This is a genomic window from Halobaculum roseum (assembly GCF_019880245.1).
In the GTDB taxonomy this organism is placed as follows: domain Archaea; phylum Halobacteriota; class Halobacteria; order Halobacteriales; family Haloferacaceae; genus Halobaculum; species Halobaculum roseum.
The window spans coordinates 2,639,449-2,659,056 of the sequence record NZ_CP082286.1; the positions used below are offsets into that span (position 1 = coordinate 2,639,449).

Annotated in this window: 23 protein-coding genes; 15 read left to right on the plus strand and 8 right to left on the minus strand. The window is 69.9% G+C overall.

The window, feature by feature from the left end; translation table 11 throughout:
* Positions 1-273: 273 nt before the first annotated feature.
* The 3 genes from K6T36_RS13440 to K6T36_RS13450 form a co-directional block, all read right to left on the minus strand.
* Complete coding sequence (locus tag K6T36_RS13440; protein WP_222921724.1) at positions 274-780, minus strand: hypothetical protein; 507 nt, start codon at positions 778-780, stop codon at positions 274-276.
* Positions 780-1,283 carry a winged helix-turn-helix domain-containing protein gene (locus tag K6T36_RS13445; RefSeq protein ID WP_222921725.1) on the minus strand — a complete coding sequence of 168 codons (504 nt, stop codon included), beginning with the start codon at positions 1,281-1,283 and terminating at the stop codon, positions 780-782. The genes K6T36_RS13440 and K6T36_RS13445 overlap by 1 nt, the downstream gene beginning before the upstream one ends.
* A 299-nt stretch (positions 1,284-1,582) precedes the next feature.
* Positions 1,583-2,944, minus strand: coding sequence for an aryl-sulfate sulfotransferase (locus K6T36_RS13450; RefSeq protein WP_222921726.1), 1,362 nt, complete (start codon positions 2,942-2,944; stop codon positions 1,583-1,585).
* 190 nt (positions 2,945-3,134) lie between these two features.
* Here K6T36_RS13450 and K6T36_RS13455 point away from each other — a divergent pair, with 190 nt between their 5' ends.
* The 7 genes from K6T36_RS13455 to K6T36_RS13485 all read left to right on the plus strand — a co-directional run bounded on the left by K6T36_RS13455 (position 3,135) and on the right by K6T36_RS13485 (position 7,818).
* A complete protein-coding gene (locus tag K6T36_RS13455; protein WP_222921727.1) occupies positions 3,135-3,563 on the plus strand; it encodes a DoxX family protein in 429 nt (142 codons plus the stop codon).
* A gap of 86 nt (positions 3,564-3,649) precedes the next feature.
* Positions 3,650-3,964, plus strand: a complete 315-nt coding sequence (locus K6T36_RS13460) for an EthD family reductase (RefSeq protein WP_222921728.1) — start codon at positions 3,650-3,652, stop codon at positions 3,962-3,964.
* A 161-nt stretch (positions 3,965-4,125) separates the two neighbouring features.
* The gene (locus K6T36_RS13465) at positions 4,126-4,320 is read left to right on the plus strand and encodes a cold-shock protein (RefSeq protein WP_073307057.1); all 195 of its coding nucleotides are present in this window, start codon (positions 4,126-4,128) and stop codon (positions 4,318-4,320) included.
* A 316-nt stretch (positions 4,321-4,636) separates the two neighbouring features.
* Positions 4,637-5,395 carry an endonuclease NucS gene (gene nucS / locus K6T36_RS13470; protein ID WP_222923462.1) on the plus strand — a complete coding sequence of 253 codons (759 nt, stop codon included), beginning with the start codon at positions 4,637-4,639 and terminating at the stop codon, positions 5,393-5,395.
* Between the two features lie 134 nt (positions 5,396-5,529).
* On the plus strand, positions 5,530-6,060 hold the full coding sequence (locus tag K6T36_RS13475; protein ID WP_222921729.1) for a 50S ribosomal protein L16: 531 nt from the start codon (positions 5,530-5,532) through the stop codon (positions 6,058-6,060).
* A 199-nt stretch (positions 6,061-6,259) separates the two neighbouring features.
* Positions 6,260-7,426 (plus strand): thiolase domain-containing protein, encoded by a 1,167-nt coding sequence (locus K6T36_RS13480; RefSeq protein WP_222921730.1) that lies wholly within the window; start codon positions 6,260-6,262, stop codon positions 7,424-7,426.
* Complete coding sequence (locus K6T36_RS13485; RefSeq protein WP_222921731.1) at positions 7,423-7,818, plus strand: Zn-ribbon domain-containing OB-fold protein; 396 nt, start codon at positions 7,423-7,425, stop codon at positions 7,816-7,818. Before K6T36_RS13480 ends, K6T36_RS13485 begins: the two co-directional genes overlap by 4 nt.
* Before the next feature lie 39 nt (positions 7,819-7,857).
* Here the strand turns inward: K6T36_RS13485 and K6T36_RS13490 are convergent, their stop codons facing one another.
* From K6T36_RS13490 to K6T36_RS13500, 3 genes are all read right to left on the minus strand, one after another.
* A complete protein-coding gene (locus tag K6T36_RS13490; RefSeq protein ID WP_222921732.1) occupies positions 7,858-8,418 on the minus strand; it encodes a redoxin domain-containing protein in 561 nt (186 codons plus the stop codon).
* A gap of 49 nt (positions 8,419-8,467) precedes the next feature.
* Complete coding sequence (locus K6T36_RS13495) at positions 8,468-9,442, minus strand: alpha/beta fold hydrolase (protein ID WP_222921733.1); 975 nt, start codon at positions 9,440-9,442, stop codon at positions 8,468-8,470.
* Positions 9,443-9,611: 169 nt separating this feature from the next.
* The gene (locus tag K6T36_RS13500) at positions 9,612-10,682 is read right to left on the minus strand and encodes a phosphotransferase family protein (RefSeq protein WP_222921734.1); all 1,071 of its coding nucleotides are present in this window, start codon (positions 10,680-10,682) and stop codon (positions 9,612-9,614) included.
* A gap of 156 nt (positions 10,683-10,838) precedes the next feature.
* Between K6T36_RS13500 and K6T36_RS13505 the strand changes: the two genes are divergently transcribed.
* From K6T36_RS13505 to K6T36_RS13530, 6 genes are all read left to right on the plus strand, one after another.
* Positions 10,839-12,062, plus strand: a complete 1,224-nt coding sequence (locus tag K6T36_RS13505; RefSeq protein WP_222921735.1) for an acyl-CoA dehydrogenase family protein — start codon at positions 10,839-10,841, stop codon at positions 12,060-12,062.
* An 88-nt stretch (positions 12,063-12,150) separates the two neighbouring features.
* On the plus strand, positions 12,151-13,011 hold the full coding sequence (locus K6T36_RS13510) for an alpha/beta fold hydrolase (protein ID WP_222921736.1): 861 nt from the start codon (positions 12,151-12,153) through the stop codon (positions 13,009-13,011).
* A gap of 77 nt (positions 13,012-13,088) precedes the next feature.
* On the plus strand, positions 13,089-14,237 hold the full coding sequence (locus K6T36_RS13515) for an acyl-CoA dehydrogenase family protein (protein WP_222921737.1): 1,149 nt from the start codon (positions 13,089-13,091) through the stop codon (positions 14,235-14,237).
* A gap of 142 nt (positions 14,238-14,379) precedes the next feature.
* The gene (locus tag K6T36_RS13520; RefSeq protein WP_222921738.1) at positions 14,380-14,916 is read left to right on the plus strand and encodes a winged helix-turn-helix domain-containing protein; all 537 of its coding nucleotides are present in this window, start codon (positions 14,380-14,382) and stop codon (positions 14,914-14,916) included.
* A gap of 327 nt (positions 14,917-15,243) precedes the next feature.
* The gene (locus K6T36_RS13525) at positions 15,244-16,077 is read left to right on the plus strand and encodes an SDR family NAD(P)-dependent oxidoreductase (protein WP_222923463.1); all 834 of its coding nucleotides are present in this window, start codon (positions 15,244-15,246) and stop codon (positions 16,075-16,077) included.
* Positions 16,078-16,089: 12 nt separating this feature from the next.
* Positions 16,090-16,512, plus strand: coding sequence for a VOC family protein (locus K6T36_RS13530; RefSeq protein WP_222921739.1), 423 nt, complete (start codon positions 16,090-16,092; stop codon positions 16,510-16,512).
* A gap of 164 nt (positions 16,513-16,676) precedes the next feature.
* Here K6T36_RS13530 and K6T36_RS13535 read toward each other — a convergent pair whose 3' ends face one another.
* Both K6T36_RS13535 and K6T36_RS13540 read right to left on the minus strand, forming a co-directional pair.
* Complete coding sequence (locus K6T36_RS13535; RefSeq protein WP_222921740.1) at positions 16,677-17,543, minus strand: DUF7839 domain-containing protein; 867 nt, start codon at positions 17,541-17,543, stop codon at positions 16,677-16,679.
* Between the two features lie 115 nt (positions 17,544-17,658).
* Positions 17,659-18,360: a DsbA family oxidoreductase gene (locus K6T36_RS13540; protein ID WP_222921741.1), complete on the minus strand. Its 702-nt coding sequence runs from the start codon at positions 18,358-18,360 to the stop codon at positions 17,659-17,661.
* A gap of 135 nt (positions 18,361-18,495) precedes the next feature.
* Between K6T36_RS13540 and K6T36_RS13545 the strand changes: the two genes are divergently transcribed.
* Complete coding sequence (locus tag K6T36_RS13545) at positions 18,496-19,056, plus strand: zinc ribbon domain-containing protein (RefSeq protein WP_222921742.1); 561 nt, start codon at positions 18,496-18,498, stop codon at positions 19,054-19,056.
* 61 nt (positions 19,057-19,117) lie between these two features.
* Positions 19,118-19,480, plus strand: coding sequence for a hypothetical protein (locus tag K6T36_RS13550; protein ID WP_222921743.1), 363 nt, complete (start codon positions 19,118-19,120; stop codon positions 19,478-19,480).
* Positions 19,481-19,608 lie beyond the last annotated feature (128 nt).

The following is a 19,608-nucleotide window of genomic DNA, read 5'->3' on the forward strand; positions in this document are numbered from 1 at the left end:
GCACGCCCGGAACGTCTCGGCGAGCTCGAATCGGGGAGGCGGCATCATACTCACGGTTCAAATACTTGCGGTGCTGCAAGGGTGATCTCCCAGGGTTTCTCGGAACCGATTTACCGATCGCGAGCTGCGACTGTCGTCGCACTTCGATCCATATCGGTGGTACTGCGCGAAGGATCTCGAATACGCACATTCAGTACGTACCTGAATACATACTCCGGTACACGAGTGACCACCCGACCTCTGCTGTCGCTCAGAACTCACCGAAATACGGACCTACTCACTCACTGTGGCAATGGAATCAACTCCGACGGGTCGTCCATGCTCCCACTCGACAGCGAGGACCACGTCTCGAAGCGAGTTGAGTCTGCGCTCGACAATGTCCAGTGGATGTGAGTCGATGAATTCCGCAGGTTCGTGCGCGACGGATGTCGCGCCGTCGTTGACCTGCAGATGAACTGGTCCGAGGTCGTCGTGCGTGTCATCCTGGTGCCAGCCCACCAGCAGACTTCGATCTGGCTCGATCCAGTTGAACCAATAGTACTCGTGTGGCTCCCCAGTCTGCAGTTGGAACCCGATCTCGACCCGCGCGGTCGCCACTGGGTACTCGCCGTCTAAGAACTGGCGTGGGTTTACCTCAGCGACGGCCCGGTACGGGCCAGCTTCACGCGGCTCAGCGCGTCGCTGCCGAACGTTCTCGAACTCACCGCTGAGTCGGTTCTGGATGCGGTCGTGGAGCCGCTTGTTCTGCAAGTTCGCCCGATTAGCGAGGAAAACAACCATTAGGCGAGTGTCGAGGGAGAGTCAGTCCGCGGCGACGAGAGTTCGATGACGTCATCGTACAGTTGGAGAGCGTGTTTCACGAGCCCGAGTTCCGTGTTGATCGCCTCCCACGTGGCGATCACGTTGCGACGTTCACGAAGTTCCTCCGTCGAGAAGTCCTCGTCCGCGAGTTGTTCCCGGAACTCATCGAGCGAACTGACCTCGTACTCCGCAGCCAGCTCTTCTTGTTCCTCCGTTAGTTCTGTGAGTTGACTCTCTAGTTCGTCACGCGAGTGAGCCTTGATCAGGTCGGTCACCTCGTCGAAGAGCATCCGTACGGGATTCAGATCGTAGGCTTTCGTCCCGTCGACAGTCGTTTCCGTGACCCAGTCGTCGCTCTCCAGTCGCCGGAGTTCATCGTCGGCCGTTGCGCGGGAAACGTCGGCTCGGTCCGCGATCTCTTGCACCGCCGTTGGTTCGTCCAGCAGCTCCACGACGTGCCGGACGCGCTCACGTCCGCTCATTGTCTCCGTCCACGATCCTGGGTTCGATTCAACCATTCGACTAGGTCTTGGACCGCTCCGCTCAAATAATTTATCTTGGTTCAGATATCCAGATGAGGAGTGATTCGTCCTTCGGTGGAAGGCGGTTCAGATGCTGGGAGGCGGCATAGTCTCCGGCCGACAACGCGAACGAGCGTAGCGAGTGAGCCGTCGGTCGGGAATCTGTACCCCCGAGCCGGTTTCACCTTCGAGTTCGGCCGGCGAGTCAATTTCCTCCCGCAGTCGACGAGGCCACGAGGTCGCTGTCGCCGGCCCCCGGATCAGCTGTCCTCATCGCGGCGGAACACCGGCCAGCGGATCCGCCAGCCGGCCCACCACAGTTCCGCGCCGGCCCAGACGGCCGCCGTCGCGCCGAACGAGAGGGTCGCGAACAGTTCCACGATCCCGAACCACGGTGGGAGGACGTACAGGATACCGTTAACGACGATGCTCGGCAGGACCGCGTCGAGGGCATCGAGCGACTGTTTAGGGACGGACGCGGGGTCAGGGACCGACTCACGGGGGCCGGTCCCGCCGACCGACCGCGTCTCGAGGCCGAGACGCTCGGCGCTCTCGGGGTCGCCGGCCTCCGGGGCGCCGTCGATGTGTTCGATGTCGTAGGCGCCCTTGGTTTCGACCTGCCAGACGACGTCGCCGTCGCGGTCGAGTTCCATCACGCGCGCGCCGTTGGAGTCGACGATCATCGTGTGCCCGTTCGACAGGCGATCGGCGTCGCGGGGCCACTGCATCCGCGAATCGGACCACTCCCACGACTGTCGCCACTCGCCGGCCTCGCGCTGATATTCGACGATGCGACCGTTCTCGGAGTCGGCGACGAGCACCGCCGGGCCGCCGTTCTCCTCGGTGATGTACTGCGGGTTGTGCTGTTCGTACAGCGTGTCATGGTCGCCGTCGTCTCCGAGGGTCCACTCCTCCTGGAGACCCGTCTCCCTGTCGAGGAAGACGACCTGGTCCTGGTTGCGGAGGCTGACCATGATCCGGCCGTCCGGGAGCGCCTCGACGTGATTCAGGTGGGTCCAGTCGCCCGGATAGATCCCGCCGCCAGAGAGCGGGAGGTCGGTTTGCGCCTCCCACTCCCACTCGATCAGCTCCCGCTCCGTGTCGAGGACGAACACGCGGTCGTAGGCGATGTCGCCGACGACGACGTGGTCCTCGTCGACGATGTCGATCGCGTGCCACTGGTTCCGGCTTCGGGGGTTGGTTCGCTCGTACAGTCGCTCGCGGTCGCCGGTCGTCAGGTTCAGCCGCTCGACGACGTTCCGGTTGCACGGGACCGTCGAGTGACACGATCGGCGATCCAGGTTCCGCGTCGCCACGTAGATCACCGTCGCGCGCGTCCCCGGAACGTGGACGATCTCGTTGTAGACCGCGTACTCCTCGTCGTAGTGAAGGACGGAACCGTTCGGCGCGAACGCGACGAGGAAGTTGTTCCCGTACTGACTCGTCGTGACGACGGTCGTCCCGTTGCGCGGCTCGACCGCCCGCTCGCCCGTCTCGAAGGCCGGACCCTGATCCGTGTTTCGCCCGTCCACGCCCTGTACGGAGGCGACTGCGACGGTCCCGACCGAGAGGGTCACGAGGAATGCGACACAGAGTCGTATCGCGGTGCGGCCGTCGATCACGAGTAGGCGTACGGGAACAATGGCCAGTGATAAGTGTTGTCGTGGGTCACGGATCAGCGAGGCGACATTCGTCTCGGCGACGCCGCCGCGAACGGGAAGGCACCGCAACCGAGAACCGGGACGGTCGAACGACGGTCTCGCCGTCCTCCCCGGGAAAACGGTCTTGTCCGCGCGGAACGTCGGGCCACCGATGCGCTCCGACGCGCCCCGCGCTCGGTCCGACCCCCACGGCCCGCTCCTGTACCTGATGAGCCTGCTCTACGTGATCGCGGGCGTGGCGCACTTCCTCGCGCCGACGCCCTTCGAACGGATCGTCCCCCGGGAGTTGCCCGCCCCCCGAGCGCTCGTGTACCTCTCCGGGCTCGTCGAGATCGCACTCGGAATCGGCGTGCTGATCCCGCGAACACGCCAGATGTCCGCGAAGGGGTTGGTCCTGCTGCTGCTCGCAGTGTTCCCCGCGAACGTCAATATGGCCGTCCGCGACGTGGGCCCGAACCCGCTCCCCGAGCGCGCGGAGCGACTCTACGACGCGGCGCTGTGGATCCGACTCCCGCTCCAGGGCGTCCTGATCGCGTGGGCGTGGTGGTATGCGCGGGATGACTCAGCAGAATCAGCCTGACGTTGTCGCTCCGAGCACCCTCCCCGACGGGTGGTCGCCCGGCCCCACGTCCCTTATCACTTCCCTCGCCGAAGGCGAACCCGACCATGACGAAGCTCGCGATCACGCTCCGGCGTGGAGAAGACATGTCCGTCGAGGAGTTCCGAGAGTACTACCGGGAGGAACACGCGCCCCTCGCGGCCGACCTGCCCGGACTCGAGCGATACTCCGTCTCGTTCCCGGCGGACCCCGAGTCGGCGTCCTACGACGCGCTCGCGGAGCTGTACTTCCCCGACGACGAGACCATGGCCGCGGCGTTCGACTCCGAACTCGGCCGGGAAGTGACCGCCGACGCCGAGACGTTCGCCGACATGGACGCCGCCGAGCGCGTCGTCCTCGACGAGGAGGTCGTCGTCGACTGACCGCGTCGTTCTCGTCGGGGAGCCCCTCATCGACGACGGGAAATCGACGAAATTCATCGACACAATCCTCATACGTGTCGATCTCTCCGCCGCGAGTGGGTCGTTCACACGCGCGGCGGTGACTCGGAAGGGTTAACCGTCGTCCTCCGCTCGTGTCGTGTATGGCAACTGGGAAGGTCGACTTCTTCAACGACACCGGCGGCTACGGATTCATCGAGACTGAGGACGCGGACGAGGACGTTTTCTTCCACATGGAGGACGTCGGCGGCCCCGACCTGGAGGAAGGTCAGGAGGTCGAGTTCGATATCGAGGAGGCCGAGAAGGGCCCCCGCGCGAAGAACCTGCAGCGCCTGTAAGGTTCCGACGAGTCGGTCGCGAGACCGAGCCGCAGTTTTCACCGTTTTTCACCCGACAGCGAGCGACCGCGCCGCCGTTCGGTTCGGCCGAACGCGCCGGCGTCGGATCGCTCGCCAGCGACGCCGAGGGCGACACCGGCGCGTCGTCGGGGGGTCGCCGACGCGTTGCCGCCGCGACACTGGTGCGTCCCCGCCGCGACACCGGAACGTCGCCGGCGCGACACTGGGGCGTCGCCGGCGCGTCGCTTATTTCCGCCCGCGCCGAACCCGTCGACGTGAACACGGTTCGGCGACCGTCGCGTCGGCGGTGGTCATGGTGACGGCGACGACGCTGCACGAGCCGGCCCACCGCGAGGCGCTGTGGGAGCTGGAGGCGGCGTTCGACCGCGGCGACCTGATCACGCTGTTCGGTACCTGTACGGTCGAGTACGACGGCCGCGCCGCCTCCTCGCTGGGGCCGGGCGCCCGCCTGCTCGTGCTCAAGCCGGACGGGTCGGCGCTGGTGCACACCGACGAGGGGCGCACCCCCGTGAACTGGCAGCCGCCGGGGTGCGAACACCGCGCGGCGGTCCGCGACGGGGGCCTGCGCGTGCGAAGCGTGCGCACGTCGCCCGCGGAGACGCTGGACGTGCGCTTCTCGGCCGTCGACCAGCTCGCCGCCTACGGCGTCACCGGCGGCCGGTCGGTGGAGGTCGTCGGCAGCGAGGCCGACCTCAAGGAACGCGTCCTTGACGACCCGGAACTCGTCGAGCCGGGGTTCGAGCCGCTGGCGACCGAGCGCGAGTCCGACGCGGGCCCCATCGACGTGTTCGGCCGCGACGCCGAGGGACGGCCGGTCGTCGTGGAGCTGAAGCGCCGGCGCGTCGGCCCGGACGCGGCCGGACAGCTCGCGCGCTACGTCAACGCCGTCGAACGCGAGGAACCCGACGGCACCGAGGTCCGCGGGGTGTTGCTCGCGCCGTCGATCACCGACCGCGCCCGCGAGCTGCTCGCCGACGAGGGGCTCGAACACGTCGCCGCCGGACCGCCGGACGGGGACGGGGATGCCGACAGCGACGGCGGCGGCGAGACGTGAGGAGCAAGGGGTGTGCGGGTCCCGGTTCGGGGCCCCGTCGGACCGATCCGATCGCCCGTGGGGACCGGCCACACGGCCGGCGGGCGAAACGTAGGCTTTAACCACGCCACCGCCGTCGTCACGGACAAGTAACCATGTCCGACAAGCCGGCCTCCATGTACCGGAAGATCGACAAGCCGTCGTACACGCGGCGGGACTACGTCACCGGTATTCCGGGCTCGAAGATCGCACAGCACAACATGGGCGACCTGACGAAGGACCCCGAGGACTACCCCGTACACATCTCGCTGGTCACCGAGGAGGACGTCCAGATCCGCCACGGCTCGCTGGAGTCGGCGCGCCTGTCGGCCAACCGCCACCTCATCCGCGAGCTGGGCGAGGGCAACTACAAGATGGTCCTGCGGAAGTTCCCGCACCAGATCCTGCGCGAGAACAAGCAGGCGACCGGCGCGGGCGCGGACCGCGTCTCCGACGGGATGCGCCAGGCGTTCGGCAAGCCGGTCGGCACCGCCGCCCGCATGGGCGCCGGCGAGACCGTCTTCACGGCCTACGTCGACGTCGACCAGGCCGACGCCGTGAAGGAGGCGTACCGCCGCGCGTACAACAAGATGTCCCCGCCGTTCCGCGTCGTCGTGGAGAAGGGCGAGGACCTGCTCGTCCGGTAAGTCGGACGCGTCGCGGTCCGAACGGTTCGTTTTCACCGCTTCGACGGGTATCAGTAACGAGCGACGGCTCCGTCGCCCGCGACGCCCGGTTCTCCGTCGGCAAAACGACAACCCGGAACCGAGTGAAAACGACGGGCAGCGGCGGCGAAAACGCGAAACTCCGGCAGGTCTTTGCCCCGCGAGCGAGCATCCACACCACATGACAGGAGTACGAGTCGCGGGGGTCGGGCTGACGCCGTTCGGCGAGCACGCCGGGCGGACGGGCCGGGACCTGTTCGCGGAGGCGGCGCTCGCGGCGCTCGACGACGCCGGCGTCGCCGGCGACGACGTGGAGCACCTCAACTACGGCAACTTCATGGGCGCGCTCGCCGAGCGTCAGGGCCACCAGGCGCCGCTGATGGCCGAGGCCGCGGGGCTGCGCTGTGCGGGCACCCGGTACGAGGAGGCGTGCGCCTCCGCCGGCGTCGCCGTCCGCGAGGCGGTCCGCGCGGTCCGCTCGGGCGAGAACGACGTGATGCTCGCCGGCGGGATGGAGCGCATGACGAACCTCTCGACGGCGGACGTGACCGAGTCGCTCGCGGTCGCCGCCGACGAGCTGTTCGAGGTGCGCGCGGGCGTCACCTTCCCCGGCGCGTACGCGCTGATGGCCCGCGCGTACTTCGACGAGTACGGCGGGGGCCGCGAGGACCTCGCGCACGTGGCCGCGAAGAACCACGCCAACGCCGTGAACAACGAGTACGCGCAGTACCAGCGGGAGATCACCGTCGAGCAGGCGCTCGACTCGCCGGCGGTCGCCTCCCCGCTGCACCTGTTCGACGCCTGCCCGATCACGGACGGCGCGAGCGCGCTCGTGCTCGTCTCCGAGGAGTACGCCGAGGAACACGACCTGGACGCGCCGGTCGCGATAACCGGGACGGGACAGGGCGGCGACCGTGCCGCGCTGCAGGACCGCACGGACATGGCCCGCACGCCCGCCGCCGCCGACGCGGCCGCCGAGGCGTACGGCGACGCCGGTGTCGCCGGCGACGAGGTCGACGTGGCGGAGGTCCACGACTGCTTCACCATCGCGGAGGTGATGGCGCTTGAGGCGCTGGACTTCTTCGACCCCGGCGAGGGGATCGGCGCCGCCCGCCGCGGCGACACCACCCGCGACGGCGACCTCCCGGTGAACCTCTCGGGCGGGCTGAAGGCGAAGGGCCACCCGGTCGGCGCGACCGGCGGCTCGCAGATCGCGGAGATGACCCGCATCCTGCGCGGCGACCACCCCAACAGCGACGCCGTGCCCGACGCGACGGTCGGGCTCACCCACAACGCCGGCGGGACGGTCGCCAGCGCCGTCGTCCACGTGCTGGAGGTGGCGGAATGAGCGACCCCGAGCCCGACGGGCCCGCTGACACGGGCTACGACGAGTGGGCCGACTCGCTGGCAGAGGGCGGCTACTACATCGAGTGTGCGAACGGGCACGGGAACCTCCCGCCGCGGCGCGTGTGCCCGGACTGCGGGAGCACCGACCTCTCCGAGGAGCCGCTGCCCGATACCGGCGAGGTCGCCACGTTCTCCGAGGTCCACGTCGCGCCCTCCGGCTTCGGCGAGGAGCCGCCGTACGTCACCGCGGTCATCGACTTCGGCCTCGTCCGCGTCACCGGGATCGTCCGCGAGTTGTCCGCCGACGAGATCGGGATCGGGACCGCCGTGCGGCCGGACGTGGAGCGCAACGACGCGACGGGCAAGCGCCTGGTCGTGTTCCGGCCGGCGTAGGGCGGCCGCCGCGCTCGCGGCGGACCGCCCGTCGCGAGTTCACTCGATCCGTTCCAGTTCGTCGGTGTCGTAGTCGGGGACGGACACGGCCTCGTCGAGGTCACCTGCGACGCTCCCGCCGCGGATCGCCTCGTCGAGCGCCTGCCGCAACGGCCACAGGTCCGGTTTGACGTACGCGTCGTCGCTGCGCCACGCGTAGCGGACGCGCCGGTCGGGGTCGATCAGGAAGACGCCGCGTTTCACCATTCCCCGGTGGCCCTCCCATTCCTCGTACTTCACGTCGTACGCCGCCGCGACGCTGTGGTCCGTGTCCGACAGCAACGGGAACCCCAGGTCATAGGCGTCGGCGAACGTACGGTGCGCGTACGTCGAGTCGCCCGAGATGGCCCACGGCACGACGTTGGGGGTGGCCTCGAAGAAGTCGGCGTCGCGGATGGCACACATCTCGGGCGTACACACCGGGCTGAAGTCGGCCGGGTAGAAGAACAACACCACGTGGTTCCCGGCGTCGGTCGTCTCCGACAGCGAGAACTCGTCGCGCTCGGCGCGGACGACGCCGACGATCGAGAAATCGGGCGCGAGGTCTCCCGTGGTCAGCATGGTCCGCTTAGTGTTTGTGACCGATTGTCAAGGGTATTTCGGCGCGCGTTCAGTCGTCGCCGTCCTCCTGCTCGACGGTCACCGTCTCGTCGGGGCGTGCGCCGGCGACGACGCCGACGAACTGGTCGCCGAACTCCACGTGCGGGAGCAACATCGCGTCGTCGAACACGACCAGCTCGCAGCCGGCGGCGTCCGCGAGGTCGCGGCCCTCCGCGAGCGGCGGGAGGTCGGCCTCCCGTCCCCACACGATCGTCGTCGGCGCGTCCAGCGTCGCGAGCGCGTCCGCGAGATCCACGTCGCTGTTCAGGAACCCGGAGACGAACGACGCGGGGGCGAAGCGGGCGTTCTTCTGGTGGGTCGTGCGCCACTCGTAGTCGGGCCAGTCGTCGCCGGCCTTCTCGGGGTCCCAGTAGCCGTGGTCGGCGTTGAAGTAGGCGATGGAGGGCTTGGAGGCGAGCAGCCCGAAGACCGCCTCGCCGACGATCGGCGCCCGGATCAGCTCCCGCACCGCGGTCTTGGGCGGCTCGGGCCCCGCGACCGCGGTCGGGCACACGAGCGTGAGATCGGCGAGGTCGAGGCCGTCGGCGACGGCGGCGACGTACGCGCCCGTCAGCGACGAGGCGACCACGCGCGGCTCGTCGTACTCCGCGAGGAAGTCGCGGACGAAGTCCTCGTACAGCGCCGCCGAGTAGCGCAGCGGCGGGCGATCGGAGCGCCCGAACCCCGGGAGATCCGGGGCGACGACGTGGTAGTCCTTCGAGAGCGCGGCGAACACCTCGCGCCACTCGCCGGCGGAGCCGGCGGCGTTGATCCCGTGGAGGAGGACGAGCGTCTCGTCGTCCCCGTCGCCGGCCTCGGTGTAGGCGATGTCCATCCCGCGCCAGCGATAGGTGCGCTGGATCCCGCGCAGCGGCGGTTCGAGCTGTCCCGCCTTCGCGCGAAGCGCGCGCGTCGCCGCGACCGTGAGACCGGCGCCGAGCGCGGCGTACGTGATCGTCGAGGAGAGCTTCGATCGGAGAGTCATAGGCGATCGTAGGGCCGCCGTGAACTTAGTTCGCGTGGCAACCGACCGACACGGCGGTCCGCGCCGGCGACTCGGCGATCGGACCCGCCGGCGACCCGATATCGACTCGACGACGACGCGACGACGACTCCGCGATGGACGGTCGATCGGTCGGCCGGGTCTCGCGGAGTTACAACGGCTCCTCGCCGTCGACGATCCGGAGACACCGCTGTGCCAACGCCGGCACCCGCGTCTCCATCGTCGGGTACAGCGGGTCGTCGCTGTTGCCCTCCAGGTACCGCCGGTAGAACATCTCGCCGAGGGCTGCGAGCTTGTACACCGCGAGCGTCCGGTAGAAGCGGTCGTGCTCGTAGTCGATCCCGGTCGCGTCCTCGTAGCGCGCGACCAGATCCCGCCGACTCGGGTACCCCTCGCGCTCCATGAACGTCGAGGTGAGCTCCGGCGTCGCCGGCGCGGGGTCGCCGGGGTCGCGCCAGAAGGAGAGCATCCACCCCAGGTCGGTGAGCGGGTCGCCCAGCGCCGACAGCTCCCAGTCGAGGACGGCGACCAACTCGGGCGGCGTCCCGGGCGCGAACATGACGTTGTCCAGCTTGTAGTCGCCGTGGACGAGCGCGTGCTCGTGGTCGGCGGGGACGTTCGCCCGCAGCCACTCGGTGACCTCGGCGATCTCGGGCACCTCGCGGTCCTCGGCGGTCACCTCGAACGCCCACCGGAACTGCTTCGCCCAGCGGCCGACCTGCCGTTCGGTGAAGCCCGCGGGACGCCCGAACTCGCCGAGGCCGACCGTCCCGGGGTCGACCGCGTGGACCGCCGCGAGGGCGTCGACCAGCTCCTCGCCGACGCGACGGCGGTGCTCGGGCGCCGCGAAGCGCTCGGGTTCGTCGTCGCGGAGCACGTCGCCCGCGGTTCGCTCCATCACGTAGAAGTCCGAGCCCAGCGCGTCGTGGTCGTCGCACCCGAGCACCGTCGCCGGCAGCGGCACGGCGGTGTCCTGCAGCGCGTCCATCACGCGGTACTCCCGGAGCACGTCGTGGGCGGTCTCGGCCGTCTCGCCCGGCGGGGGCCGGCGGATCACCAGCTCGCGGTCGCCGTGGGTGACGAACAGCGTCTCGTTGGAGTGGCCCTCCGGGTGGCGGCGAACGTCGAACTGGTCGGCCGGGCCCAACTCGGCCGCGAGATACGAGCGGAGGCGCTCGGGGTCGACGAGGCGTCGGACGTACGCCTCGGAGTCGTCGGACATGCGAGTCGGTTGCACACCGCCCACGAAAAACGCCGGGGGTCGCGAGCGCGCGGCCGTCGCCCCGCCCCGTCGAGCGGTTCGGGTTGACGGTTCGGGCGGGCGATTCTGGCGGCCGTTCGGGGGTAGTGTTTTGCCTCGGCGGTCGGACCCCGTGGTATGGAGTACGACGACAGCGAGGCGGCGCGTGCGCTCGCCGAGCGAACCCGGGAGTTCGTCGACGAGGAGGTCGTCCCCGCGGAGCGGGAGGTGCTCGGGGACGGCCCCGTGAGCGACGAGCGGCTCGCGGAGCTCCGGGAGGCGGCCCGCGAGTACGACGTGTTCTGCCCGCAGATCGGCGAGGAGTTCGGCGGCATGGGGATGGCCTTCCGCGACGTGTTGCCGATGTTCGAGCAGGCGGGGCGGTCGCTGTTGGGCGCGGCCGCCTGCCGCGTCGACGCACCCGACGAGGGGAACATGCACACGCTGGAGCTGCTCGGTACCGACGAGCAACAGGCGCGGTGGCTCAGACCGCTCGTCGCCGGCGAGATCTCCTCGGGCTTCTCGATGACCGAGCCGATGCAGGGCGGCGGCTCCGATCCGAAGATGATCCGCACGAGCGCCGAGAAGGACGGCGACGAGTGGGTCATCGACGGCCACAAGTGGTGGACCACCGGCGGCACCGAGGCGGACGTGCTCATCGTGATGGCGCGCACCGACCCCGACGCGCATCCGTACGAGGGCACGTCGCTGTTTCTCGTCCCCGCGGACACGCCGGGCGTGAATATCGTCCGCGACATCCCTCACGTGGGCGGCGAGGTGACCGGCGTCGGTCACGCGGAGATCGAGTACGACGGCGTCCGCGTCCCCGAGGAGAACCTCCTCGGGAACCTGAACGAGGGGTTCGCCCACGCACAGCAGCGGCTCGGCCCCGCCCGGCTCACTCACTGCATGCGCTTCGCCGGGATGGCCGAGCGCGCGCTCGACGTGGCGAAGGCCTACACCAGCGAGCGCGAGGCGTTCGGCGGCCCGATCGCGGACAAGCAGGCCGTCCGCCACGACGTCGCCGACGCGGAGACCGAGTTGCACGCCGTGCGGACGATGGTTCGCGACGCCGCCGACCGGATCGACCGCGGCGAGGAGGCGCGCGTGCAGGTGGCGATGAGCAAGACGTTCGCCGCCAACACGGTACAGGACATCGTCGACACCGCGCTCCAGCTGTGCGGCGCAAACGGCATCGGGAAGGACCTCCCGATCGGGGACTTCTACGAGTCGGTCCGGCAGTTCCGGATCATCGACGGCGCCGACGAGGTCCACCGGCGCGTCATCGCCCGCGACGCCTTCTCGGACGTGGACGAGTCGGAGCTGGCGAACGCGACGCGCTACGGCGAACCGAACGGGTAGGGATCCGGCGAAAAACCGCCCCCGACCGGAAGCCGCCGGGACCGAACCGTCGCCCCGATTTTTGTCCCCCGCGGGCGACGGGGCTGTCATGGTGACACTCGATGCGGACCACGAGGCGTGGGCGGCCGCCCAGTCGGAGACGACGGCGGTCGTCGACGGCCGGGAGCTGGACGTGGCGTACTACGAGGCCGGCCGCGACAACGACGGCCCGCCGGCGATCTTCCTCCACGGCATCCCGACGTGGTCGTTCCTCTGGCGGGGGATCGCCCCCGCGGTCGCCGAGGACAGACACGTGATCGTGCCCGACCTCGTCGGCTACGGAAACTCCCAGCGCACCGACGACTTCGACCGGTCGATCCGCGCGCAGACGGGCGTGATCGCCGAGCTGATCGCCGACGCGGGGTACGACGAGGTCGACCTCGTCGCCCACGACATCGGCGGCGGGGTCGCGCTGCGGTTCGCCGCGGCCCGCCCCCGACAGGTGCGGAAACTGGTGCTTTCGAACGCCGCCTGCTTCGACTCGTGGCCGGTGGAGTACATCAACTCCCTCGGCGTCCCGGGCGTCGTCGAGGGCTGGGACGACGCGGAGTTCGAGGAGAACATGGAGTTCCTGTTCGCCGAGGGCGCCCACGGCGACGCCGACCCGGCGTTCGTCGCGGGGATGCGGGAACCGTGGGCCCGCGAGGGCGGCCGGCCGGCGCTTGCGCGGGCGGCGGTCGCGACGAACACCAACCACACGACCTGCATCGACTACGGGGCGATCACCGCCGAGACGCTGTGTCTGTGGGGCGCCGACGACGTGCTCCAGCCGATCGACAACGCCGAGCGCCTCGCCGACGCCGTCGCCGGCGACGCCGAGGTCGTCGGCCTCGACGACGCCTACCACTGGGTTACCCACGACCGCACCGAGGCGTACCGCGAGCGGGTGCGGACGTTCCTCGCGGACTGACCCGAACCGGTTCGCGGCGGTCGCGCGGAAGCGGGAACCGGCGGTGGCTATTTAGCGATGGAAACTCCAGGCCCGCCATGTCGTTCCAGCTTTCGAGCGAGCAGGAGGCGATCCGGGACGTGGTCCGGGAGTTCGGGGAAAACGAGATCCGGCCCGTCGCGCGCGAACACGACGAGACGCGCGAGTATCCGCACGACCTCGTGGAGCAGGCCGCACGGTACGACCTGGTGGCGCCGACGATCCCCGAGGAGTACGGCGGCGCCGGGATGGACCTGCTGACCGCGGTGGTCGTGACCGAGGAGCTGTGGCGCGCGGACCCCGGGATCGGCTCGGCGATCGGCTCGCGCGGCTTCGGCACGACGATGATCCGGGAGTTCGGCGACGAGTGGATGAAGGAGGAGTGGCTCCCGAAGGTCGCCGCCGGCGACGCGGCCACCTGCTCGTGCATCTCCGAGCCCGCGCACGGCTCCGACGTGGCGGGTATCGAGACCCGCGCGGAGCTCGACGAGGAGGCCGGCGAGTGGGTGCTCAACGGCGACAAGATGTGGATCACGAACGGGACGATCGCCGACGTGGCGGTCGTGATGGCGAAGACCTCGCCCGGCGAACGCCACCGCGGCATCACCGCGTTCCTCGTCGAGGCCGACCGCGACGGGTTCGAGCCGACGAAGATCGACAACAAGCTCGGCATCCGCGCCTCCGACCTCGCGGAGATCCGCCTCGACGACGTGCGGGTCCCCGAGGACCACGTGATCGGCGCGGTCGATCAGGGCTTCTACCAGTTGATGGCGTTCTTCGCGGGGGGACGCACCTCCGTGGCCGCACAGGCCGTCGGCGCGGCCCAGGGCGCGCTCGACGCCGCCGTCGAGTACGCCGGGGAGCGCGAGCAGGGGGGCAAGACGATCCAGGAGTACCAGGCCATCTCCCACAAGCTCGCCGAGATGGCGACCGACGTGGAGGCGGCGCGGTCGCTGACGTACCGCGCGGCATCGGTCGTCGACGCCGACGGCGACGACCAGCTGGCCGCGAAGTTCGCGTCGATGGCGAAGCTGTTCGCCTCCGAGCGCGCCGTCGAGGTCGCCGACGAGGGGATCCAGGTGCACGGCGGCGCCGGCTTCGTCACGGACCACCCCGCCGAGCGCTTCTACCGCGACGCACGGATCACGAAGATCTACGAGGGGACCTCCGAGATCCAGAAGAACATCATCTCGGATCAGCTGCTGTGAGCGCGCGAGGAGCGGGCGCCCCGGCGGTCCGTCGCGGCGGATCGTCGGCGCGGTCGCGGACGAGTGCCGCCCGGGATCGGCCGGGGAGCGGCAGCCTCGCCCTCGGTCTCGTTCCCGTACCCGGAACCCGGAGGGGTGGCGCATGAGCGACGAGGTCGAAGAGGCCGCCGCCGGCGACGCCCCGGAGTGGGACTTCTCCGAACGAGACGTGGCGATCCTCGAGGAGGTCGCCGACAACCCCGGCATCTCCTCTCGGGAGCTGTCGCGGGTGCTGGAGGACGACTACGGTATCGAGGTCTCGCACGTCACCGTCAGCGAGACGCTCCGGAAGATGCGCGAGCGGGGCGTGTTCCGCGACGCCATCGTCCCGAACGAGGACTACTACGCCTTCGGCCTGTTCGAGTTCAAGTTCGACCCCTCGAACTTCGCGGAGGAGTGGCGCGCGGCGATGGAGTACATCCGCGACGACCCCCACACGCTGCTGTATTTCCTCTCTGACGGCGAGTACCAGTGGAAGTCGGTGATGATGTTCCCGAGCCGGGAGGCCCAGTCGAAGTGGATCCACGAGTTCTACAAGGAACACGGCGCGGTCGTCTCGAACCTCCGGAACCACGTCGTCCACAACGTCCTCAAGTTCCGCACCGACCCGGAGATCTTCCGGACCTTACGCGAGGAGTAGAGGACTGGACTGTCGTCCACCCTTCGACCCGCCGCTCGTTATACCACGGGGACCCGCGGGCCGACCGATAGGTGTACCGCCGCGAGCTTACCAATGGTAAGTTTCGGCCGGGTTCGCCCCCCGGGATTCATGGGATTCCGCCCCCGACCCACTGTCGATGACACGACACACTGACTCACACGACGCGGAATCGCATCACATGGACACACACGACACGGATCCCCACGGAAACCCCCGCCCTCTCGCCCGCACCGGTGCGACGACCCCGACGCCCTCGTCCGGCGGGTGGTCGGCGTGAGCGACGCCGGCGGCGACGCCGCCCGCCGTATCGCCGACCGCTTCTCGCTTTCGGGCGACGTGGCGGTGATCACGGGTGCCTCAAGCGGGATCGGCCGCGCGATCGCCGAGGAGTTCGCCGCCGACGGCGCCGACGTGGTCGTCTGCTCGCGCGAGCAGGGGAACGTCGACCCCGTCGCCGAGGCGATCAACGGGGCCGCGGAGGCTGCCGCCGACGCGGACGGCGATGCCGAGGGTGACGACGAGCCGGGTGCGGCCCCCGCTCACGGTCGCTGTCTCGCCGTCGAGTGCGACGTGACCGACCGCGACGCAGTCGACGCGCTCGTCGAGGCGACCGTCGGGGAGTTCGGCGGGCTCGACGTGCTCGTGAACAACGCGGGCGCGTCGTTCATGGCGGCCTTCGAGGACATCTCCGCGAACGGGTGGGAGACCGTCGTCGACATCAACCTCCACGGCACGTTCCACTGCACGCAGGCCGCCGGCGACCACCTCGCCGACGGCGGCGGCGCGGTGGTCAACCTCGCGAGCGTCGCGGGCCGACGTGCCGCCCAGTACATGAGCCATTACGGCGCGGCGAAGGCGGGCGTGATCAACCTCACCGAGACGCTCGCGCTGGAGTGGGCCGGCCGGGACGTGCGCGTCAACTGCATCGCTCCCGGGTTCGTGGCGACGCCGGGCGTCGAACAACAGATGGGCGTCTCTGCCGACGAGGTCGACCGGGGCGACGTGGACCGCCGGATCGGCACGAGCGAGGAGATCGCCGACATCGCCCGCTTCCTCGCGAGCGACGCCGCCAGCTACATGACCGGCGAGACGGTGGCGGCGCAGGGCGTCCCGCAGGGAGAGGAGCTCCCGCAGCAGTAATCGACCGATCCGATGGTTGATGACCTCGATCACGGCGACCCCGGCCGCGAGGGCCAGCTTCATCACGTCGAGCTGTACGCGGCGGAGCTCGACGCCGTTACTCCTTTCTGGGACTGGCTGCTGGGCGAACTCGGCTACGAGCCGAAGGAGGAGTGGGACGGCGGCCGCTCGTGGGTGAACGGGCCGACGTACCTGGTGTTGGTCGAGGCGGACCGGCCGACCGAACGCTTCGACCGAACCGCGCCCGGACTGAATCACCTCGCGTTTCACGCAGCCTCGCGCGAACAGGTGGACCGCCTCGCCGACGGCGTCCGCGAACGCGCGGACGCCTCACTGCTCTACGGGGATCGCCACCCCTTCGCCGGCGGGTACTACGCGCTCTACTGCGAGTCCCCGGACGGCCTGAAGGTCGAGGTCGTCGCCCCCGCGGAATAGCTCACAGCGCGATGCTGGCGAGGCCGAGCGCGGCGACGGCGGTGACCGCGAGCACGGCCGCGGTCGCGAGCCCGAGCCGGACGCGAACGGCGGTCTCGGTGCGCATACCTCGACCTCCCGGACCGACTACTTCAACCTACGCCGCCAGTTATCTGAACTGAAAACTACGTCCCGCGGGACGCGTCGACGACCTCGTAGGAGACGGCCGTCTCGCGGAGACCCTCGGCGTGTGCCGCGAGGTCGCCGGCAACGACGACCAGCAGCACGTCGAGCCCGCGCATAGCGGCCTCGCGGACGGCGTCGACGGTGCCGAAGCGCACGTCGGGGTCGCGGTCGATGCGACCCAGTGCCGCCAGCGCCTCGGTCCCCGCGGCGACGACGAGGTCGGCGTCGCCGGCGAGGTCCCGCAGTCGGTCGGGGTCGACCGCGCCGCTCCCGCCGTCGCGGACGCCGGGGACCGTGACGGCCGTGACGGCGCCCAGCTCGTAGTCGACGACGCCGTCGAACTCCGCGACGCCGATGTCGTCGCCCGACTCGCCGGACGTGACGGCGACCGCGGTGGCGCCGGCGTCGTCCGAGCCACCGGACGCGGCGTCCGTGTCGGGAGCGTCGCCGTCCGCGTCGGCGACCCGGCGCGCGTGGAGGACTCCCTCGCGCATCGAGAGGCCGACGCGGTCGCCCTCCTCGACGGGACCGTCCGCGAGGGCGGTCTCGACCTCCACGTCGCCGAGCACGTCGCTCGTGACGTGGTCGAGGTACTCGCTGAGCTCGTCGGTCCGGGAGATGAGCCAGTCGACGCCCTCCTTCGTCACGCGGTAGCGTCCGCGCCCCTCGCGGTCGACGAAGCCGCCGTCGGCGAGGTCGCCGAGGTGTTCGGAGACCGCCTGGGCGGTGATCCCGATGGCGTCGGCGATCTCGCGTTGGCTCACCGCGGGCTGGCGCTCGGCGATCTCGACGAGGATGCGGTACCGCGTCGCGTCGCGCTTGTGTCGGAGAACGCCGAGGTCTCCGTCCGTGCCGTCGTCGCTCACAGTCGACGGTTGGAGACGAACACAAATAGAGTTGCGGTCCACCGCCGCAGATCGCGGGCGAGGGCCGATCCCCCTCAACCGAAGTTGTGCTCGTGGCCGAGTGGGTGCCCGCGGATCAGACGCCCTCCAGCAGTCGTCGGAGGTGTTCCGGCGGCACCGCTCCGCGGGCGGCGTGGCCGTCGGCGACGAACGTCGGCACGCCGGTCACGCCGCGCTCGCGGGCCGCCTCGAACTGCGACTCCAGTTCCTCGGCCAGCGCCCCGTCGTCGACGGCGTCGCGGATCTCCCCGCCGTCGACGCCGACGGACTCGGCCAGCTCCGCGAGGGTGTCGAGGTCGTCGATCTCGCGGCCCTCCTCCCAGTGGGCTTCGAGGACGGCGTCGTAGAAGTCGCGGAACGTGTCGAGGTCGGCCGTCTGTTTCACGTACAGCGCGGCCTGCTGGGCGTCCCAGGAGTCGGCGTCGTGCACCTCGTCGAACGCGAGCATCCCGTCGGCGTCGTACTCCTCGCGCAGGCGCACGACGTTCTCGCGCACCTGATCGTAGTAGTCCTCGTCCTTGCCGTCCTCGACGTCGTCGCGGATCTCCCCGTCGGGGCCGCGCTTGTGCCCGCGGAGGTCGAAGAACTGCCACTCCACGCCCACCTCGGGGAGGTCGCGCTCGGCGCGGTCCTCGCGGTACCGCCGCAGCGACGCCCGTCCGAGGTAGCAGAACGGACAGACGAAATCGGAGTAGATCGTGACCGGTCGCCGGTCGCTCGCGTCGTCGGCGGATGCGTCGTCGGCCGGGTCGTCGGCGGATGCGTCGTCGGTGCTCATGTGACTGCGAAGGCAAGCCAGGGGTTAGTGTCCGTCGCTCCCGGAGGTTCGTCGTTCCGGACGGACCGCCGGTACCGACGGACGTTCCGGCGCCCACCGGCGGGTTTTTCACGGGTGGGGCACCCGTGTGAGGGTATGAACCTCCCCCGTCTCGGCGGCTCGACGGGTCGCAAGCGCCCGTGGCTCGCGGTCCTCCTCGCGCTCGCGGTCACCGGGCTGGGCCACGCGTACCTCCGGCGGTGGCTCCGCGCGTTCGGCTGGTTCGCGGCGACGTTCGCGGCGGTCCTGCTGTTCGTCCCGCCGGAGGTCGTCGAGGCGCTCAACGCGGGCGACCCGGTGTCGAACCCGGTCAAGGCGCTGCCGCCGGTGATCGTCGTCCTCGCCAGCGCGGTCGACGCGTACATGCTGGCGCGCGCGACGCGTGAGGACGCGGGCGTGCGTCCGTCGGGTTCCGATGCCGGCGACGCCGGGTCCGGCGCCGCGGACGCGTCCCACCCCGGCGTCGCGGGGAGCGGCGCGGGGGCGGCGGGGCGCGGGGCGACGACCGCCGCCGAGGCGCCGGCGTGTCCCAACTGCGGGAAGGACCTCGACGCCGACCTCGACTTCTGTCCGTGGTGTACGACGAGGCTCGAATGGGACGATCCCGAGGGGCCGGACGTCGCCGGCGACGACGACGACGACGGTCCGAACCCGTAGGACCGCACTCGCCGGCCCGAACCGCCGTTAGGCTTTCAACGACTGCCGACGCACTCCGTGCATGGTCGCAGTCATCGACTCGCTCATCGTGTTTGTCGTGAGCGCGCTGGTGGGGGGAATCGGTATCTACGCGGGGGCGACGGTGCTGTCGGACGCCCGGAGCTACGAACACGCCGTCTGGACTGCGCTCATCGGCGCGCTGGCGTGGGTGATCGTTTCGACGCTGTTCGGGTGGCTGCCGCTGTTGGGAACCGCGCTCACGTATCTCGCGTACCTCGCGGTGATCAAGTGGCGCTACAAGGGCGGCTGGATCACTGCCGCCGGGATCGCGCTCGTCGGGTGGCTCGCGGCAACGCTCGTGTTGTCGCTGCTGTCGGCGGTCGGCTTCGGCGGCTTCTCCGCGCTCGGGATCCCGGGGGTGTGAGGGGTCGCCGACGGCGGGGGCGTCGGCGGGACCCGGGGATGTCGGGAGGCGAAACGTAGAAGCGGCCGCCGGAACGCAGTAGGGACCGTCGCCGCTTCTCCGCGGGCGTCGGGTAGGGGCGTCGCCCC

What these genes read in the sequence shown, in the direction of transcription:
- K6T36_RS13440 (WP_222921724.1), bottom strand. Translation starts at nt 780, where the DNA reads ATGGTTGTTTTCCTCGCTAATCGGGCGAACTTGCAGAACAAGCGGCTC.
- K6T36_RS13445 (WP_222921725.1), bottom strand. Translation starts at nt 1,283, where the DNA reads ATGAGCGGACGTGAGCGCGTCCGGCACGTCGTGGAGCTGCTGGACGAA.
- K6T36_RS13455 (WP_222921727.1), top strand. Translation starts at nt 3,135, where the DNA reads ATGCGCTCCGACGCGCCCCGCGCTCGGTCCGACCCCCACGGCCCGCTC.
- K6T36_RS13460 (WP_222921728.1), top strand. Translation starts at nt 3,650, where the DNA reads ATGACGAAGCTCGCGATCACGCTCCGGCGTGGAGAAGACATGTCCGTC.
- K6T36_RS13465 (WP_073307057.1), top strand. Translation starts at nt 4,126, where the DNA reads ATGGCAACTGGGAAGGTCGACTTCTTCAACGACACCGGCGGCTACGGA.
- K6T36_RS13475 (WP_222921729.1), top strand. Translation starts at nt 5,530, where the DNA reads ATGTCCGACAAGCCGGCCTCCATGTACCGGAAGATCGACAAGCCGTCG.
- K6T36_RS13480 (WP_222921730.1), top strand. Translation starts at nt 6,260, where the DNA reads ATGACAGGAGTACGAGTCGCGGGGGTCGGGCTGACGCCGTTCGGCGAG.
- K6T36_RS13485 (WP_222921731.1), top strand. Translation starts at nt 7,423, where the DNA reads ATGAGCGACCCCGAGCCCGACGGGCCCGCTGACACGGGCTACGACGAG.
- K6T36_RS13490 (WP_222921732.1), bottom strand. Translation starts at nt 8,418, where the DNA reads ATGCTGACCACGGGAGACCTCGCGCCCGATTTCTCGATCGTCGGCGTC.
- K6T36_RS13495 (WP_222921733.1), bottom strand. Translation starts at nt 9,442, where the DNA reads ATGACTCTCCGATCGAAGCTCTCCTCGACGATCACGTACGCCGCGCTC.
- K6T36_RS13500 (WP_222921734.1), bottom strand. Translation starts at nt 10,682, where the DNA reads ATGTCCGACGACTCCGAGGCGTACGTCCGACGCCTCGTCGACCCCGAG.
- K6T36_RS13505 (WP_222921735.1), top strand. Translation starts at nt 10,839, where the DNA reads ATGGAGTACGACGACAGCGAGGCGGCGCGTGCGCTCGCCGAGCGAACC.
- K6T36_RS13510 (WP_222921736.1), top strand. Translation starts at nt 12,151, where the DNA reads ATGGTGACACTCGATGCGGACCACGAGGCGTGGGCGGCCGCCCAGTCG.
- K6T36_RS13515 (WP_222921737.1), top strand. Translation starts at nt 13,089, where the DNA reads ATGTCGTTCCAGCTTTCGAGCGAGCAGGAGGCGATCCGGGACGTGGTC.
- K6T36_RS13520 (WP_222921738.1), top strand. Translation starts at nt 14,380, where the DNA reads ATGAGCGACGAGGTCGAAGAGGCCGCCGCCGGCGACGCCCCGGAGTGG.
- K6T36_RS13530 (WP_222921739.1), top strand. Translation starts at nt 16,090, where the DNA reads ATGGTTGATGACCTCGATCACGGCGACCCCGGCCGCGAGGGCCAGCTT.
- K6T36_RS13540 (WP_222921741.1), bottom strand. Translation starts at nt 18,360, where the DNA reads ATGAGCACCGACGACGCATCCGCCGACGACCCGGCCGACGACGCATCC.
- K6T36_RS13545 (WP_222921742.1), top strand. Translation starts at nt 18,496, where the DNA reads ATGAACCTCCCCCGTCTCGGCGGCTCGACGGGTCGCAAGCGCCCGTGG.
- K6T36_RS13550 (WP_222921743.1), top strand. Translation starts at nt 19,118, where the DNA reads ATGGTCGCAGTCATCGACTCGCTCATCGTGTTTGTCGTGAGCGCGCTG.